The organism is Leisingera sp. M527 (assembly GCF_025141525.1).
Lineage (GTDB): Bacteria > Pseudomonadota > Alphaproteobacteria > Rhodobacterales > Rhodobacteraceae > Leisingera.
Window position 1 is genome coordinate 4,251,307 of record NZ_CP081037.1, and the last position, 16,540, is coordinate 4,267,846.

General features: G+C 61.2%; 14 protein-coding genes and 1 pseudogene. 8 read left to right on the forward strand and 7 right to left on the reverse strand.

The annotated features are described in order from the left end of the window. Window positions 1-106: 106 nt before the first annotated feature. Window positions 107-1,195, reverse strand: a complete 1,089-nt coding sequence (locus tag K3555_RS20920) for a polyamine ABC transporter substrate-binding protein (RefSeq protein ID WP_259988858.1) — start codon at window positions 1,193-1,195, stop codon at window positions 107-109. Window positions 1,196-1,337: 142 nt separating this feature from the next. Here K3555_RS20920 and K3555_RS20925 point away from each other — a divergent pair, with 142 nt between their 5' ends. The 6 genes and pseudogenes from K3555_RS20925 to K3555_RS20950 all read left to right on the forward strand — a co-directional run. Further along, a complete protein-coding gene (locus K3555_RS20925) occupies window positions 1,338-2,024 on the forward strand; it encodes a GntR family transcriptional regulator (protein ID WP_260006904.1) in 687 nt (228 codons plus the stop codon). A gap of 66 nt (window positions 2,025-2,090) precedes the next feature. After that, complete coding sequence (locus K3555_RS20930) at window positions 2,091-3,485, forward strand: aspartate aminotransferase family protein (protein ID WP_260006905.1); 1,395 nt, start codon at window positions 2,091-2,093, stop codon at window positions 3,483-3,485. Between the two features lie 367 nt (window positions 3,486-3,852). After that, a complete protein-coding gene (locus tag K3555_RS20935) occupies window positions 3,853-4,953 on the forward strand; it encodes an ABC transporter ATP-binding protein (protein WP_259988863.1) in 1,101 nt (366 codons plus the stop codon). Window positions 4,954-5,032: 79 nt separating this feature from the next. Next, window positions 5,033-6,133: an extracellular solute-binding protein gene (locus K3555_RS20940; RefSeq protein WP_259988865.1), complete on the forward strand. Its 1,101-nt coding sequence runs from the start codon at window positions 5,033-5,035 to the stop codon at window positions 6,131-6,133. Between the two features lie 84 nt (window positions 6,134-6,217). Continuing rightward, window positions 6,218-7,489, forward strand: coding sequence for an ABC transporter permease (locus tag K3555_RS20945; protein WP_259995524.1), 1,272 nt, complete (start codon window positions 6,218-6,220; stop codon window positions 7,487-7,489). Between the two features lie 14 nt (window positions 7,490-7,503). Next, a pseudogene (locus K3555_RS20950) lies at window positions 7,504-8,349 on the forward strand (ABC transporter permease); the annotation flags it as partial. 125 nt (window positions 8,350-8,474) lie between these two features. Here K3555_RS20950 and K3555_RS20955 read toward each other — a convergent pair. Beyond that, window positions 8,475-9,800 carry a lytic murein transglycosylase gene (locus K3555_RS20955; RefSeq protein WP_260006906.1) on the reverse strand — a complete coding sequence of 442 codons (1,326 nt, stop codon included), beginning with the start codon at window positions 9,798-9,800 and terminating at the stop codon, window positions 8,475-8,477. A gap of 61 nt (window positions 9,801-9,861) precedes the next feature. Then, window positions 9,862-10,578 carry a YafY family protein gene (locus K3555_RS20960; RefSeq protein WP_259988871.1) on the reverse strand — a complete coding sequence of 239 codons (717 nt, stop codon included), beginning with the start codon at window positions 10,576-10,578 and terminating at the stop codon, window positions 9,862-9,864. An 84-nt stretch (window positions 10,579-10,662) separates the two neighbouring features. On the opposite strand from K3555_RS20960, the gene K3555_RS20965 reads away from it, so the two are divergent. Together K3555_RS20965 and K3555_RS20970 are read left to right on the forward strand one after the other, a co-directional pair. Further along, a complete protein-coding gene (locus tag K3555_RS20965) occupies window positions 10,663-11,361 on the forward strand; it encodes a glutathione S-transferase family protein (protein WP_260006907.1) in 699 nt (232 codons plus the stop codon). Then, window positions 11,358-11,780, forward strand: a complete 423-nt coding sequence (locus K3555_RS20970) for a DUF1801 domain-containing protein (protein ID WP_260006909.1) — start codon at window positions 11,358-11,360, stop codon at window positions 11,778-11,780. The genes K3555_RS20965 and K3555_RS20970 overlap by 4 nt, the downstream gene beginning before the upstream one ends. 34 nt (window positions 11,781-11,814) lie before the next feature. On the opposite strand, the gene rnr is transcribed toward K3555_RS20970, so the two are convergent. The 4 genes from rnr to dapE are packed head-to-tail and all read right to left on the reverse strand — an operon-like array spanning window position 11,815 to window position 16,281. Beyond that, window positions 11,815-14,094: a ribonuclease R gene (gene rnr, locus K3555_RS20975; RefSeq protein ID WP_260006911.1), complete on the reverse strand. Its 2,280-nt coding sequence runs from the start codon at window positions 14,092-14,094 to the stop codon at window positions 11,815-11,817. A 50-nt stretch (window positions 14,095-14,144) separates the two neighbouring features. Beyond that, window positions 14,145-14,717 (reverse strand): TIGR04282 family arsenosugar biosynthesis glycosyltransferase, encoded by a 573-nt coding sequence (locus tag K3555_RS20980; protein ID WP_260006912.1) that lies wholly within the window; start codon window positions 14,715-14,717, stop codon window positions 14,145-14,147. Beyond that, complete coding sequence (locus tag K3555_RS20985) at window positions 14,714-15,139, reverse strand: GNAT family N-acetyltransferase (protein ID WP_259988881.1); 426 nt, start codon at window positions 15,137-15,139, stop codon at window positions 14,714-14,716. The genes K3555_RS20980 and K3555_RS20985 overlap by 4 nt, the downstream gene beginning before the upstream one ends. Then, window positions 15,136-16,281: a succinyl-diaminopimelate desuccinylase gene (gene dapE / locus K3555_RS20990; protein WP_260006913.1), complete on the reverse strand. Its 1,146-nt coding sequence runs from the start codon at window positions 16,279-16,281 to the stop codon at window positions 15,136-15,138. Before dapE ends, K3555_RS20985 begins: the two co-directional genes overlap by 4 nt. Window positions 16,282-16,540: the final 259 nt, after the last annotated feature.

Sequence of the window (16,540 nt, forward strand, 5' to 3'; positions counted from 1 at the left end):
TCTGCGAAGTGTCGCGCGAATGTCTCGGATGGCCGCGCGTGGGGCAACCCAGGCGCGTCAGGAAATGCGGGGCGGCGGATGCGCCCCGCGGGTCAGGTACGGCTGATCAGGTGCCGGATTTGACCTTGGTCCACATGCGGGTGGCCTTGCGCTGCACTTTCGGCGGATACCCTTCCTTGATGTACAGGTTTTTGACGGTCTCGGGGCCAGGATAGATCGCCGGATCGCCGATCACATCCTGTTCCAGGAACTCCTGGCTCGCCTTGTTGCCGTTGGCGTAATAGACATAGTTGGACGCCGCCGCCATGTTATGCGCGTCCATGATGAAATTCAGGAACTTATGGGCACCTTCGGGGTTCGGGGCGTCGACCGGAATTGCCATCTGGTCGAACCACATCAGCGCGCCTTCCTTGGGGGCGTTGAACGCGATCTCGACACCATTTTCCGCCTCGGCTGCGCGGTCGCGCGCCTGCAGAATGTCGCCGGACCAGCCGAAGGCCACGCAGATATCGCCGTTGGCCAGTGCGTTGATGTATTCAGAGCTATGGAACTTGGTGATGTAAGGGCGGATCGCCTGCAGCACCGGTTCCGCCTTGGCGACCACATCGGCGTCCATGCTGTTGGGGTCTTCACCAATGTATTTCAGCGCCGCCGGGATCATCTCATCCGGGGCGTCCAGGAAATGCACGCCGCAGCCGGCCAGCTTTTCCATGTTGGCCGGGTTGAACACCAGCTCCAGCGAGTCGATCGGGGCATCTTCGCCCAGGGCTTCCTTGACCTTGGCGATGTTCACGCCGATGCCGGTGGTGCCCCACATATAGTTGATGGAATACTCATTGCCGGGATCATAGAGGGCCGTGCGTTCTTCGATCGCGTCCCACATGTTGCCGGCATTGGCCAGTTTCGACGGGTCCAGCTTCTGAAAGGCGCCGGCCTGGATCTGGCGCGCCATGAACGATCCGGTCGGCACAACAACGTCATAGCCCGATCCGCCGGCCAGCATCTTGGTTTCCAGAACCTCGTTGCTGTCAAAGACATCATAGATCAGGTCAATGCCGGTATCGGCTTCGAATTTTTTCAGCAGGCTTTCGTCAATATAGTCCGACCAATTGTAGACGCGTACCTCTTCCGCAGTAGCAGCGGCGGCCGTGCCAAGGGCAACGACGGCGGTCATGGTCATCGTTTTCAGTGTCATGAATTTCTCCCTGTGCATGCCGGCTTCCGGGTCCGGCTGTGAAAGGATTTGATCAAGTTTTGTCGCGTTCGGCAATACTCTTTATGTTTTCACTTGGCTCCGGATGGTGCAAGCTGGCCAAAACCGAGGAGGAAAACCCCAGGTGACCGAGACCACTTCACCACCCGTTGCGGCACAGGAAAGCCCTGCAAAACCGCCCGCGCATGAGATCGTCTATCATACACTCAGGTCGCAGATTCTATTCGGCGAACTGGTGCCCGGCCAAGCGGTGACAATCCAGGGGCTGGTGGAGACGCTGGGAGCCGGCATGACACCGGTCCGAGAGGCGATCCGGCGGCTGATATCGGATGGGGCGCTGGTGTTCCAGGGCAACCGCCGCGTATCGGTGCCCTTGTTGGGGCCCGGTGACCTTGAGGAGCTTATTTTTGCCAGAAAAACAATAGAATGCGAACTTGCGCGCCGGGCAACGCTGCGCATTGCCGCAGCGAGTATAGCGCAGCTGGTGGCCATCGATACTGCGTTGGACAAGGCCATATCGACAGGCGATGTGGCGGGGTACCTGGTGCAAAACTACAGCTTTCATACGGCGCTTTATTCCCATGCGGATGCACCTATTCTCAGTGACATTGCCGACCGGCTGTGGCTGCGCTTCGGCCCCTCGCTGCGGGTGGTCAGCGGGCGGCTCGGCACGCAAAGCTTCCCGGACCGTCACAAGGACATACTGGAGGCGCTGCAGCGGCAGGACCCGGAAATGGCCGCATTGGCGATGGAGCGGGACGTCTACGAGGGTATGGAGCATGTGGTTCAGGGGCTGCAGGCTGCAAACTGATTCGATTGACACCTGGGAATTTGATCATATTCTGGTGCCAATCAGTCATTCTCAGGAGCGAGTCCCATGACCGTTATCACCAACCATATGCCGACGGCCGAGCTGCAGGCGCTGGACGCCGCCCATCACATGCACCCGTTCACCGCTAATGGCGAACTGTCGCAGAAGGGCGCCCGCATTATCACCCGCGCCGATGGCGTTCATCTGACCGACAGCGAGGGGAACCGGATCCTGGATGCGATGGCGGGCCTGTGGTGCGTCAACATCGGTTATGGCCGGGATGAGCTGGCCGAGGTCGCCGCCCGTCAGATGCGTGAACTGCCGTATTACAACACCTTCTTTCAAACCACTCATGTTCCGGCCATCGCGCTGGCCGCCAAGATTGCCGAACTGGCGCCTGGTGATCTGAACAATGTGTTCTTTGCCGGTTCCGGCTCCGAAGCCAATGACACCAACATCCGCATGGTGCGTCATTATTGGGCGCTAAAGGGCAAGCCTGCGAAATCGGTCATCATCAGCCGCAAGAATGGCTACCACGGCTCCTCGGTCGGCAGCGGTTCCTTGGGCGGGATGAGCGGTATGCATGCCCAGGGCGGTATGCCGATCCCGGATATCCACCATATCAACCAGCCGCATTGGTGGGCTGAGGGCGGCGACATGCCGGAGGAGGAATTCGGCCTGCAGCGCGCGCGCGCGCTGGAAGAGGCGATCCTGGAATTGGGTGAAGACCGCGTTGCCGCCTTTATTGCGGAGCCGGTGCAGGGGGCAGGCGGGGTGATCGTGCCGCCGGACAGCTACTGGCCGGAAATCCAGCGCATCTGCGACAAATACGAGATCCTGCTGATTGCAGATGAAGTCATCTGCGGTTTCGGGCGCACGGGAAATTGGTTCGGCAGCGAGACCCTGAACATCCGCCCTGACATCATGACCATCGCCAAGGGGCTTAGCTCCGGCTACGCGCCGATCGGCGGCTCGATTGTCAGCGACGAAGTTGCCTCGGTGATTGCCGGGGATGAGTTCAACCACGGCTACACCTATTCCGGCCATCCGGTGGCGGCAGCTGTTGCGCTGGAAAACCTGCGCATCATGGAGGAGGAGAACATCCTTGGCCATGTGCGCGATGTGGCCGCGCCGTATCTCAAACAAAAGTGGGAAGCGCTGGCGGATCATCCGCTGGTGGGAGAGGCCAGGATCGCCGGCATGATGGGTTCCATCGCGCTGACCCCGGACAAAGCGACCCGCGCGGGTTTTGCCGCGGAGGCGGGCACTGTCGGCTATATCTGCCGCGAGCGCTGCTTTGCCAACAACCTGGTGATGCGTCATGTCGGGGACCGGATGATCATTTCGCCGCCGCTTGTGATCACGCCCGCGGAAATCGACGTTCTGATCGAACGCGCCTCCAAATCCTTGGATGAATGCTATGCGGAACTGAAGGCGCAGGACTTGCTGCACAGCGCCTGATTCCCCTCCCGGGTACCGCAATGGTGCCGTTTCCATCCGCGACTCATCCCGGCCCGGCAGCAGTGTTGCCGGGCCGTTTTCTTCGGTAGGGGAATTGAAAAGGTCGTTTTCAGGCTGGTGTTTTGCAGAGTGTGGCGCAAAATGTCCGAGCTGCGTCGCAAAAAGTCCGATGTCGCATGCCGGAACAGGACTAGGGTTCCCTAAGGATGTTCATTTCTTCTTGGGGAGCGGCCGAAGTACGAATTTCGTACACTCGCCATGGAAAGAATATTTTTTTCATACCTAGCGCTTGATAGCTTCGGTGTGATTAACTTCGAATAAGTGCAGAGCAAATCTGCCAGAATGACAAAACTACGGGGAGCCTGCTTTGGCTGATGCGTCAAACGTCGATGCGTTCGTTGAATTCGAACGTGTCCAAAAGAGCTATGATGGCGAAAATCTCGTTGTCAAAGACCTCAACCTCACCATGCCCAAGGGCGAGTTTCTGACAATGCTTGGCCCGTCCGGTTCGGGCAAGACAACCTGCCTGATGATGCTGGCAGGATTTGAAACCGCTACCCATGGCGACATTCGCCTGGGCGGAACGTCAATCAACAACATCCCGCCGCATAAGCGGGGCATCGGCATGGTGTTCCAGAACTATGCGCTGTTCCCGCACATGACGATTGCAGAGAATCTTTCGTTTCCGCTGGAAGTCCGCAAGATCGGCAAGTCCGAGCGCGAAGCCAAGGTGAAGCGTGCGCTGGACATGGTGGAAATGGGCGCTTTTGGCGGCCGCCGCCCGTCGCAGCTTTCGGGCGGTCAGCAGCAGCGGGTCGCCTTGTCCCGCGCGCTGGTGTTTGAACCGGAACTGGTTCTGATGGACGAGCCGCTTGGCGCGCTTGATAAGCAGCTGCGCGAAAAAATGCAGTTCGAAATCACCCATCTGGCGCACAGCCTGGGGATCACCGTGGTCTACGTGACCCACGACCAGACCGAAGCGCTGACAATGTCCGACCGTGTCGCCGTGTTCGATGATGGCCGGATCCAGCAGATCGCGCCGCCGGACCAGCTGTATGAAAGCCCGGACAACAGCTTTGTTGCCCAGTTCATTGGTGAAAACAACACGCTGGAAGGCACCGTCAAGGAAATCAACAACGGTATTGCCCTGGTGCAGCTGGACGATGGTGAACTGATTGACTGCAAACCGGTCAACGTGTCCCGCCCTGGCGAGCGCACCCGCGTGTCGATCCGCCCCGAACGGGTGGAATACAACAAGGAACGCCTGCAGGAAGGTGTTCATACACTTAAGGCGGAAGTGCTGGAGTTCATTTATATGGGCGACATCTTCCGCACCCGTCTGCGGGTGGCCGGCAATGATGAGTTCATCATCAAGACCCGGAACGCCCCGGACCAAGTCCGTCTTCAGCCCGGTCAGCAGATCGAAATCGGCTGGCTGCCGGAAGACTGCCGCGCGCTGGACGCCTGATCCGCACGCGCAAACCCCCGGCAGACGAATGACCGGGGGGATTCTCACATCTGTGAATTTCAACAAGGAGAGACTCTCTATGAAACTCAGCAAAATGTCTGCACTGGCGGTGACCACCGCCCTTTGCGCCCCTTCGGCCTTTGCCGAAGAAATGGCCAATGAGCTGACACTGGTATCCTGGGGCGGCGCCTACCAGGCCAGCCAGCAGAAAGCCTATGTGGAACCCTATCTGGCCGCTAACCCCGGCGTTAAGGTGATCTGGGACGAAAGCTCGGCTGAGGCCGTGGCAAAGATCCGCGCCATGAACGAAGCCGGCAATGTGACCTGGGACCTGGTGGACGCTGTGGCCTCCGACTCCATGCGCCTGTGCGACGAAGGCCTGGCCGAAGAAATCAACCATGACGAAGATCTGGCAGCAGCGCCCGACGGCTCCTTGGCCTCCGAAGATTTCGGCGACCTGATTGTCAGTGACTGCTTTGTGCCGCAGATCGTTTATTCGACGACATTCGGCTATCGCACCGACCTGATCGACAAGCCGGAAACCGTCTGCGCGATCTTTGATACCGAAAAGTACCCGGGCAAGCGCTCGCTGCAGAAGCGCCCGATCGACAACATGGAATGGTCGCTTTACTGCGACGGCGTCGCCAAGGATGAGATCTACGACGTTCTGGGCACCGACGAAGGTGTGGAGCGTGCGTTGGCCAAGCTCGACACCATCAAGGACCAGGTTGTCTGGTGGACTGCTGGTGCGGAAACTCCGCAGCTGCTGGCCGACGGCGAAGTTGTCATGGGCTCGACCTTTAACGGCCGCCTGTTCTCGGCAATCGCAGAACAGAACCAGCCGATTGGCATGCTTTGGGACATGCAGTCCTTTGACCTGGACGGCTGGGTTGTTCCGGCTGGACTGCCTGCAGACCGCAAGGCGCGCGTGATGGACTTCCTGAAGTTCGCCACCGACACACAGCGTCTGGCCGATCAGGCCGCTTACATCTCCTACGGTCCGGCCCGTGCCTCCTCGGCGCCGCTGGTTGGCAAGCACGCTGAACTGGGTATCGACATGGCCCCGCATATGCCGACTGATCCGGCCAATGCAGGCAACGTGCATGTCTATGACTACGAATGGTGGGCAGATAACCGCGATGACCTGAACGGCAAGTTCCAGGCGTGGCTGGCCAAGTAATCTGACCGTATCCGAGATACTGCAGGGGGCCTGAAAGAAACAGGCCCCCTGCCCAAAAAAAATAAAGACCCGACGGGGAACCCAATGAGTGATATTACCCAATCCGGCCCGGTGCTGGCGGCCGACGGCAGGCCGCTGAAGCGCAGCCTGGCGCGCGCACTGCGCATGCAGAAGCTGCGCGCACTGCTGCTGATCGCGCCGCTCTTGCTGTTCATCCTTATAACATTCATCCTCCCGGTTGCGGACATGCTGTTCCGGTCGGTAGAGAACCGGATTGTCGAGGATACACTGCCCCGCACGGTTGAAGTTCTGGCAGACTGGGACCCTGCATCGGGTCAACTGCCGGAGGAGGCTGCTTTTGCCGCTCTGGCCGCCGACCTTAAAGAGGCGGCAAACGTGAAGACCCACACCAAAGTTGCCAAGCGTCTGAACTATGAAAACCCGGGCCTCTCGTCTGTGTTCCGCAAGTCCGGCCGCAAGGTCAAGAATTGGGATATCGCAAACGACGGCCCCTTCCGCGAAAAACTTATAGAACTGAACGACGGCTGGGGCGATCTTGAGCTTTGGCGGACGATTAAGACCTATTCCGGCACTTTCACTTCAGGCTATTTTCTGAACGCAGTCGATATGCGTCTGGGGGCTGAAGGCGCTGAGATCCGCCCGGAGAACGAACGGATCTACAACACCATGCTGATCCGCACCATGCGGATGTCCCTGATCATCACCTTCAGCTGCATCATGCTGGGGTACCCGGTTGCCTGGATCCTGGCGAACCTGCCCACACGCCAGGCAAACCTGCTGATGATCCTGGTGTTGCTGCCGTTCTGGACATCGCTTCTGGTGCGGACCTCCGCCTGGAAAATCCTGCTGCAGCAGCAGGGGGTGATCAACGACACGCTGGTCTGGATCGGACTGGTGGATGATGCCAACCGATTGGTTCTTATCAACAACGAGCTGGGCACCATCATTGCGATGACCCATATCCTGCTGCCGTTTATGATCCTGCCGATGTATTCGGTGATGCAAACAATCAACCCGTCTTACTTGCGTGCCGCCAAATCCCTCGGGGCAACCGACTGGACCGCGTTCTGGCGCGTCTACTTCCCGCAGACCGTGCCGGGCATCGGCGCCGGGTCGATCCTCGTCTTCATCCTGGCTGTTGGCTACTACATCACTCCGGCTCTGGTCGGCGGCACCAAAGGCACCTTTATTTCGAACCTGATCGCCTACCACATCTCGACGTCGGGCAACTGGGGATTGGGCGCGGCACTGGGCGCAATCCTTCTGGCGGTCGTTCTGGCCCTCTACTGGGTCTACGACAAGATCGTCGGCATCGATAACGTGAAGCTGGGATAACGGACATGAGCGCACTTCCTCCTTATGCAACCACCGGCCAGCGTGCCTGGTACTATTCCTTCCGGGTCATCTGCGGATTGGTGTTCTTTTTCCTGATCGCGCCGATCGTGGTGATCATCCCGCTCAGCTTCAACGCGCAGGACTTCTTCACGTTCACGCCGGAAATGCTGCGGCTGGATCCCGAAGGATACTCGCTGAAACACTACCGCGACTTCTTCAGCAATGACTCCTGGCAGTCCGCGATGTGGAACTCGCTGAAGATCGCGCCGATGGCGACCATTGTCTCGGTCACTTTCGGCACGCTCGCCGCCATCGGTCTCAGCCAGCCGCATGTGCCCTTCCGCCGGGCAATCATGGCGATCCTCATCTCGCCGATGATCGTGCCGCTGATCATCTCCGCGGCAGGCATGTATTTCTTCTACAGCCGTATTGGCCTGCAGGGGACCTACATTGGTGTGGTGCTGGCGCACGCGGCATTGGGCATTCCGTTTGTGATCATCACGGTGACCGCAACCCTGGTTGGCTTTGACCGTTCCCTGACCCGCGCCGCGGCCAATATGGGTGCGGATCCGGTCACCACCTTCTTCCGGGTGCAAATGCCGCTGATCCTGCCCGGGGTTATTTCGGGCGGCCTGTTTGCCTTCATCACCTCTTTTGACGAAGTTGTCGTGGTGCTCTTTGTTGGTTCAGCCGGGCAGAAGACATTGCCTTGGCAGATGTTCATCGGCCTGCGTGAGCAGATTTCGCCAACCATTCTGGCTGTGGCAACCCTGCTGGTTGCAATCTCCATCATGCTGCTGGCTGCGGTAGAGATGCTGCGCCGCCGCTCCGAGCGCCTGCGCGGCATGTCCCCCGGCTGATCTGATTGCCTGACCTTCAAACCAGCAAAGGCCCCGCCAAGCGGGGCCTTTCCCTTGTTCATCTGGCGAAAAATATCCCGGGGGTGAATTGGCCGTAAGGCCAAGAGGGGGCTGGCCCCCTCCTGCTACCGCAGATTTTCCAGCAGCCTTGGTGAGGCATATCCGTCCGGCGTCAGGCCTTTGGCGACCTGATAGGCACGCACCGCGCCAATGGTCTTTGGCCCGATCTTGCCATCAATGCCCTCGGTGTCAAAACCTGCCCGGGTCAGCCGCTGCTGCATCTCTTCCCGTTCGGACAGGGTCAGCGCCCGGTCGCTGCGCGGCCAGCTGCCCTGGATCGGCGCGCCGCCCTTGATCCGGTCGGCCAGATGACCGACACCGATAACATAGGCGTCGGCAGTGTTGTAGCGCTCCAGTACCGCAAAGTTTCCAAAGATCATGAAGGCTGCACCGGTACTGCCCGCAGGCAACAGGATCGCGGCGGGGCCGTGATCAGCGACCGGGTGCCCATCCAATCCTTCGACGCCAAGTGCTGCCCAGTCGGCGGGCAGCTTCTCGATCTCCCGGTCTGCCAGAGTGTAGTCAAACCCATTAGGCAACGCCACTTCCACGCCCCAGGGCTGGCCTTTCACCCAGCCGAATTTCTTGAGGTAAGCCGCGGTTGAGGCCAGCGCATCAGCCGGATTGTCCGACCAGATGTCGCGCTTGCCGTCGCCGGTGAAATCCACTGCATAATCCAGATACGATGTCGGGATGAACTGGGTGTGTCCCATCGCACCGGCCCAGCTGCCGGTCATTTTGCGGGCGGCGACATCTCCGGCCTGCAAGATCTTCAGTGCGGCCACCAGCTGACCCTCGAAAAACGCCCCGCGCCGCCCGTCAAAGGCCAGTGTTGCCAAGGAACGGATCACATCCATCTTGCCGCGGAACGTGCCATAGCTGCTTTCCAATCCCCAGACAGCCACCACGATCTCTTTTTCGACGCCATAGGTTGCTTCGATTTGATCCAGCCGGGCGCGCTGTGCCTGCAGTGCCGCCTTGCCGTTCTTCACCCGCAACTCCGAGGCGGCGCTGTCCAGATAGTCCCAGATAGTCTTGGTGAATTCCGATTGGTTGCGGTCACGGCGGATCACCTCAGTATCATAACTGACCCCGGCAAAGGCGCTGTCCAGCACCGGTGCGCTGACGCCCTGCGCTTTGGCACGGCTACGGAACGCTTTGATCCAACCTTGGAAATTCAGGTCAGCAGCGGCAAGCTCAGGCTCTTGGATGGCGGCAGCTGGCCTTGCCGCAGGTCGCATGGCTGTGGCTGCAGCCAATTGAATGGCTTCGCCCTGTACCTCTTGTTCAAGAAGCCCTGGCCGCTGGGCGGGCCTCAGGGAATTGTCCGGTGCGGCCTCTGCCGCCATGGCGCCGCCTGCTACCAGGGACGCTGCAACCCATTTGCGCATGTTGCACCTCATTATCACTGCTCCCCTCCAGTCTAGCGGCGGTGCCGTCCGGGTAAAGAGGTCAGTCATTGCATGTGCGGCGGGCCGCCTGCCGGTGCTCTTGGCGGAACTGCTCCAGCGCGTCCCGCAGCATCGGCACCCGGTGCGGGCGGAAGCTTTGCCCTGTGACTTCCAACGTCTGCATCCGGTCCAGCCGGAACACGCGTATTGCCTCGCGCAGGCAGCACCAGGCAATCAGCACCGTTGAGCGGTCGAAATAAACCACGCTCAGCGGCTTCACCTGCCGCTCGGTCACTGCGCCATGCCCGTCAGTATAGCCAAAGCGCACCTCCACCTCGTCCCAGGTGGCCTGACGCAATTCCTGCGCCGAAATCGCGGGCGGAATGGGCCGGTCGAAACGGTAGGGCGCCAGCACGGCGTGGCGCAGCCGGTGCGCCTGCCGCGGCGGCAGCCGCGCCTGCAGCTTGCGCAGCGCTTCCGAGGCCGCGGTGGCCAGCTCGGGATCGCCGATCTGTTCAACTTCGCGCAGGCCGAGGACCAGCGCCTCCAACTCGGTGTCGCGAAACCCCATCGGCGGCAGCGCGTTGTCCTCGATCAGGGTAAACCCATAACCCGCCTCGCCGTCGATCACGGCACCCATCTCACGCAGGGTGGCGATGTCACGGTGAATGCTGCGGGCGGATACCCCAAGTTCCTCGCCCAGCCGTGCCGCAGTATGCGGTCCAGGTCCAAGGCGCAGGGCCTGCATCAGCTGGAAAAGGCGGTGGGTTCGGGACATGGCCCATTCTCTCTACGACTGATGACAGTTTTTGTCACCAGGCCGATTTAGGCTGTCAGCAACCCGAGATGACAGGAGCCCGGAATGCTGACCCTTCTTACCTATCCCCGAAATGGCACCGTTTTCAGCCTCAGCCCGTTTTGCGTCAAGGCAGCCTTGCTGCTGGCCTATGCTGGCCAAACCTGGACCCGTGAAGACCTGAACGACCCCCGGAAGATGCCGCACCGCAAGCTGCCGGTGCTGCGTACGCCAGGCGGGCTGGTGCCGGACAGCAGCGCAATCCGCGTTTGGCTGGAACAGCAGGGCACGGATTTTGATGCTGCACTCGGAACACGGGACCGGGCCCAGGCGCAAGTGCTGATCCGCATGTCCGAGGATACGCTTTACTTCCACGTGGTGCGCGACCGCTGGGACAATGATACGGTCTGGCCGACGATCCGCGACAGCTACTTTCACGAGATCCCGGCCCTGATCCGCCGCCCGGTGACCAGCTCAATCCGCAAGTCGGTCCATAACGGGCTGATGTTCCAGGGCACTGCCCGGTTCAGTGAGACCGAACGCAGTCAGCGTCTGGACCAGGATCTGCGGGCGCTCGCCGATTTGCTGAAAGGGCAGGATTTCCTGTTTGGCGCCCAGATCTCCAGTGCCGATTTCAGCGTCGCTTCCATGCTGCAGGGGATGGGGACAACACCTGTCCGCACCCCGCTGGTCAGCCGTATCCTCGACGATGCGGTCCTGCAGCCCTATGTTGATCGTGTGTTTGAAACGGTGCCGTTGCCATGACCCCGCCCTTTGCCAATCCCGGAATTGAGGCCGCCTTTGATGTGCTGGACCCGCAGGCCCGCGCCGGCCTGCTGGTGCTGCGCAGATTGATCTTTGACACCGCGGCGCAAACGCCAGAGGCCGGGCGGATCGAGGAAGCCCTGCGCTGGGGCCAGCCCGCCTATCTCACCGCCGAGCGCAAAACCGGCACCACCCTCAGGCTGGGGGTGCCCAAGGGCGCGCGTTTTGCGCTGTTTGTGCATTGCCAAAGCCGGCTGATTCCGGAGTTTGCCAGTGCTTTCCCGGCCTGGGACCGGTTCGAGGGCACCCGTGCAGTTCTGTTCAACGATCCCGCCGAGGTCGAACCCCTTCGCCATGGCTGGCTGATCAAGCGCGCGCTGACCTACCGTATCCGGCCGCCGTTAGAGATCTCAGCCTGATCAAAAACCAGTCTGTCCCCGCGGGGACAGCTGCTTATTCCCGCCGTTTGCGCTCAACTTTGCGTTTTACTTTGGCGCCTTTGTGCTTGGACTTTGCTGCCTTGCGCTTGACAGTCCGGCCTGCCGGGCTGCGCCGTCCGCCTTTGCGGGATCCGCCGCCCTTGGGCAGTTCCAGGTTTTCAATTGCCAGCAACTCCAGCTCCAGCCCGCCGGTCACCGGTGCCGCCTGCACCAGCCGCACGGTGACCCGTTGGCCGATGGCCAGGGTCATGCCCGTATCGGCCCCCATCAGCGTGCCGGCCTGGGCGTCGAAATGGAAAAACTCCCGCCCGATTGAGCGCACCGGCACCAATCCGTCGGCGCCGGTCTGATCCAGTTTCACGAAGGCCCCGAACCGGGCAATACCGCTGATCCGCCCTTCGAATTCATTGCCCACCCGTTCGCTGAGGTAGGACGCCAGATAACGGTCGGTGGTGTCCCGTTCAGCAATCATCGACCGCCGTTCGGTGTCAGAGATATGGGTGGCGGTGTCCTCCAGCCGTTCGATCTGGGCTTCGTCCAGCCCATCGTCGCCCCAGCCATGCGAGGAGACCAGCGAGCGGTGCACGATCAAGTCCGCATAGCGGCGGATCGGCGAGGTGAAATGCGCGTAGTTCTTGAGTGCCAGGCCGAAATGGCCGAAGTTCTCCGGATTGTAATAAGCCTGCTGCATCGACCGCAGGGTGGAGATGTTGATCAGCTCCGCCTCATCGGTTCCCGCCGCGTGGTTCAGAAGCGCATTCAGATGCCGGGTTTGCAGCACCTGGCCCTTGGCCAGATTCAACCCCGCCGCGCGGGCGGTTTCGCGCAATGCTTCCAGCTTTTCCTGCGCCGGTTCCTCATGCACCCGGAACAGCAGCGGCGAGCGTTTCTTGATCAGCGTCTCTGCCGCGGCGACATTGGCCAGGATCATGAACTCCTCGATCAGCTTGTGCGCATCCAGCCGGTCCCGGAAGGCAACCGAGGTGACCTGACCAGCGTCATCCAGGATGATTTTGCGCTCCGGCAGGTCCAAGTCCAGGGGTTCCCGCACCGCACGCGCTCTTTTTAGAGCCTGATATGCGGCAAAAAGCGGCTTGATCACATCTTCCACAAAAGGCGTGGTTTTTTCATTCGGAGTGCCATCAATGGCCTCCTGCACCTCGGCGTAATGCAGCGAGGCGGCAGAGCGCATCAGCCCGCGTACAAACCGGTGTCCGATCTTGTTGCCATCGGCGTCCACCTGCATCCGCACGGCAATACAGGCGCGCGGCACCCCTTCATGCAAGGAACACAGATCGCCCGACAGCCGGTCCGGCAGCATGGGCACAACGCGGTCCGGGAAATAGCTGGAGTTGCCGCGTTTGCGCGCCTCGCGGTCCAGCGCAGAGCCGGGGCGCACATAAGCGGCCACATCGGCAATCGCCACCCAGATCACATGGCCACCGGGGTTTTTCGGGTCATCATCGGCTTGGGCATAGCAGGCGTCGTCATGGTCGCGTGCATCCGCCGGATCAATGGTGACCAGCGGCAGCTCGCGCAGGTCTTCGCGGCCCTTGAGTCCCATCGGTTTGGCGGCATCAGCCTCGGCCATGACCGGATCGGGGAAGTGATCGGGGATACCATGCTGATGAATGGCAATCAGCGACACCGCCTTGGGCGCTGCCGGGTCGCCCAGCCGTTCCACGATCCGCGCGCGCGGCAGGCCCATGCGGCCCTTGGGGCCTGCCTGTTCGGCCTCAATCAGCTCGCCGTCTTTGGCGCCGTTGATGGCGTCCGGGGCCACCATCCATTCGCTGGAGGCGGCCTTGTCGATCGGCACAATCCGCCCGCCTTCGGAACCGGCGCGGAAGATACCCAGCACCCGTTTCGGGTTGCTGCCGATGCGGCGGATCAGCCGGGCCTCATAGTTGTGGTCCTGATCCGGCACCAGCTGCAGCTTGGCCAGGATCTTGTCGCCTTCGCCCAGGGCCGGATCTGAGGCGCGGGGGAGGACCAGAATAACCGGCTCCACCCCTTCGCCATGCCACTCCAGCGGCCGACCATACAGGTCGCCATCCGCATCCGGCGCCTTTACCTGCAGCACGGTCACCGGCGGCAGCTGGTCCGGGTCGCGGTAGGTCTTCTTGCGCTTTTGCAAATGGCCCTCACCCTCCAGCTCCTTGAGGATGCGCTTGAGGTCGATGCGGTCGGCGCCCTTGATGCCAAAGGCCTTGGCGATGTCGCGCTTGGAGGTATGGGTCGGGTTGGCGGAGATCCAGTCGAGGATTTCGGCCTTGGAGGGAATACGGCTCATACTTCCCGCGTAGCATGGCGCGGGGGCGGCGTCATGGTGAAAAGCGCAGCTTAGCGGCGGGGCAGATCGGCAGCGGTGTCGACGTCGCGCAGTGTATCGGTCAAGGCGATGCGGTATCCGGGCAGGGTCTGCAGGGTATCAGCCAGCGCGTGTTCCGTTGACCAGCGGGTGTTTTGAAACAGACCGTGGGGCAGGCGGGCCGGGTGCTTGGCGCCCACCAGCCAGTAACCGCCATCCTCCGCGGGGCCGAAGACGGCGTCGTGTTCACCAAGGACTGCAAAGGCGCGGGCGATATGGGGGCGGGTGATGCCGGGGATGTCAGCGCCGATCAGGCAGGCAGGACCAGGCACAGATTGCAGCATCCGCTTCATCCGCTGACCCAGGTCGCCGCTGCCTTGCGGCAGGCGGGGCAGATCAGCGGGCCAGACCTTTGAATTCACCGCGATGTCGGGAGCTGCCGCCAGTACAATCTGCCAGCGCGGATCGCGCAATCGCCGTATCAGCCGGGCGGATTGGTGGCGGAACCACCAGGTTGCCGGAATCACGCCGATATCCCGGCCCAGACGGGTCTTGACCCGGCCCGGGCGCGGCTCCTTGACCATGATGATCAGGGTGCGTTTCACGTGAAATCGCGCAGCATGTCCCGGTGATCGATACCGGCATCGTCATAGACCGGGCCAAAGGCAGTGAACCCGAGCTTTTCATAGAACCCGATGGCATGGAGCTGCGCGCCCAGCTTGGCTTTGGATATGCCCGGTTTGGTCCGCGCGGTTTCCACCGCCGCTTCAATCAGCTTGGCGCCCAGCCCGGTGCCGCGGGTAGACTGCAGCACGCAGACCCGGCCGATCTTGGCGGTGTCGCCTTTGAAGACAATCCGCGCGGTTCCCACCGGATCACCGTCCTGAACGGCCAGCAGGTGGGTGGCAGAGGCATCCAGCGTGTCCTGTTCCTCTTCCACCGGCACGCCTTGCTCTACCACAAACACCTGGTGGCGCAGAGCAAAGCAGGTCTCAAGGTCGTCGGTGACAGCCATGCTCAGGCTCATGCAAAGAAATCCTGCAGAATGCGGGTGTAGATGGATTTCAGCTGGTGGATCTGGGCGACCTCCACCCGTTCATCCACCTGATGCATGGTTTTGCCGACCAGCCCGAATTCTACCACTGGGCAGTGGTTTTTCACAAACCGCGCGTCCGACGTGCCGCCAGTGGTCGAGAGGTCAGGTTTGCGGCCCGTTTCCGCCTCCACCGCCGCTGAAACCAGATCTGACAGCTCACCCGGCGGGGTGATGAAGCTTTCGCCGGAGACTTTCACCTTAATCCCGATTTCAACACCGAATTCGGCGGCCACTTTGCCGGCCTCGCCTTGCAGCCACGCGCTCAGGCTGGCGCCGCTATGAGAATCGTTGAAGCGGATGTTGACGGTTGAGGCCGCCTGTGCCGGGATCACATTGGTGGCCGGGTTGCCGGTGTCGATGGTAACGACCGCCAGCGTCGAGGCATCAAAATGATCGGTGCCCTGGTCCAGCTCATGGCTGGCCAGGCGGTCCATCAGCCGCGCCATCGCGTTCAGCGGGTTGTTGGCGCGGTGCGGATAGGCCGAATGCCCCTGCACGCCGGTGACTGTGAACCATGCTGTGAGAGAGCCGCGGCGGCCGATCTTGATCATCTCGCCCATCTCATTGGGGCAGGTGGGTTCCCCCACCAGGCAGACCGACATCTGCTCGCCTTCGCGGTCCATATAGTCCAGCAGCGCGGTGGTGCCGTCCACCGCGTCGCCTTCCTCGTCGCCGGTGATGGTCAGGATGATGGCACCGTCCGGCGGTGTATCCCGCACAAAATCAATTGCGGCAGCGGCAAAGGCGGCAACCCCCGACTTCATGTCGGTGGAGCCGCGTCCGTACATGAAACCGTCTTTCTCTTCGGCGCCAAAGGGCGGCATGGTCCAGGCGGCCTCATCCCCCAGCGGCACCACATCGGTGTGGCCGTTGAAGCCAAATGTTTTGTCATGGCCCTTGGCGCCCCAGCGGGCAAACAGGTTGGAAACGTCACCGCGGTCCGTTCGGGTGCACTCAAAACCTGCGCCGCTCAGCAATTTCTCCAGCAGCACCAGCGCGCCGCCTTCCTCGGGCGTTATCGACGGGCAGCGGATCAGGTCGGCAGTCAGGCGGGCGGGATCGGTTTGCGGCATCGGCGGGCTCCTGAATTACGAGTGCGCACAGGCCTAGCGCGGATCGGGGCGCGGTGCAATTCGCCGCTGCAGCAGAGAATGTGGCGCAAAAGCTGCGGTTTTGCAGATGCGCCCAGGCCAATCTGACTCACGTAAAATTTTATGTTAAGGCTTTGTTAATAATGACCCGAGGCAGGGCAACCAAACGAGCAACAAGGGCCGCAAAGGCCAAGCAGGAGCAAGCTGTGCGCAGCCGCGGCGCGCCTGTAATTGACAGCAG

Coding starts and splice junctions, on each gene's coding strand:
- K3555_RS20965 (WP_260006907.1), top strand. CDS start 10,663: ATGCTGACCCTTCTTACCTATCCCCGAAATGGCACCGTTTTCAGCCTC.
- K3555_RS20945 (WP_259995524.1), top strand. CDS start 6,218: ATGAGTGATATTACCCAATCCGGCCCGGTGCTGGCGGCCGACGGCAGG.
- K3555_RS20940 (WP_259988865.1), top strand. CDS start 5,033: ATGAAACTCAGCAAAATGTCTGCACTGGCGGTGACCACCGCCCTTTGC.
- K3555_RS20920 (WP_259988858.1), bottom strand. CDS start 1,195: ATGACACTGAAAACGATGACCATGACCGCCGTCGTTGCCCTTGGCACG.
- K3555_RS20955 (WP_260006906.1), bottom strand. CDS start 9,800: ATGCGCAAATGGGTTGCAGCGTCCCTGGTAGCAGGCGGCGCCATGGCG.
- K3555_RS20985 (WP_259988881.1), bottom strand. CDS start 15,139: ATGAGCCTGAGCATGGCTGTCACCGACGACCTTGAGACCTGCTTTGCT.
- rnr (WP_260006911.1), bottom strand. CDS start 14,094: ATGAGCCGTATTCCCTCCAAGGCCGAAATCCTCGACTGGATCTCCGCC.
- K3555_RS20960 (WP_259988871.1), bottom strand. CDS start 10,578: ATGTCCCGAACCCACCGCCTTTTCCAGCTGATGCAGGCCCTGCGCCTT.
- K3555_RS20970 (WP_260006909.1), top strand. CDS start 11,358: ATGACCCCGCCCTTTGCCAATCCCGGAATTGAGGCCGCCTTTGATGTG.
- dapE (WP_260006913.1), bottom strand. CDS start 16,281: ATGCCGCAAACCGATCCCGCCCGCCTGACTGCCGACCTGATCCGCTGC.
- K3555_RS20930 (WP_260006905.1), top strand. CDS start 2,091: ATGACCGTTATCACCAACCATATGCCGACGGCCGAGCTGCAGGCGCTG.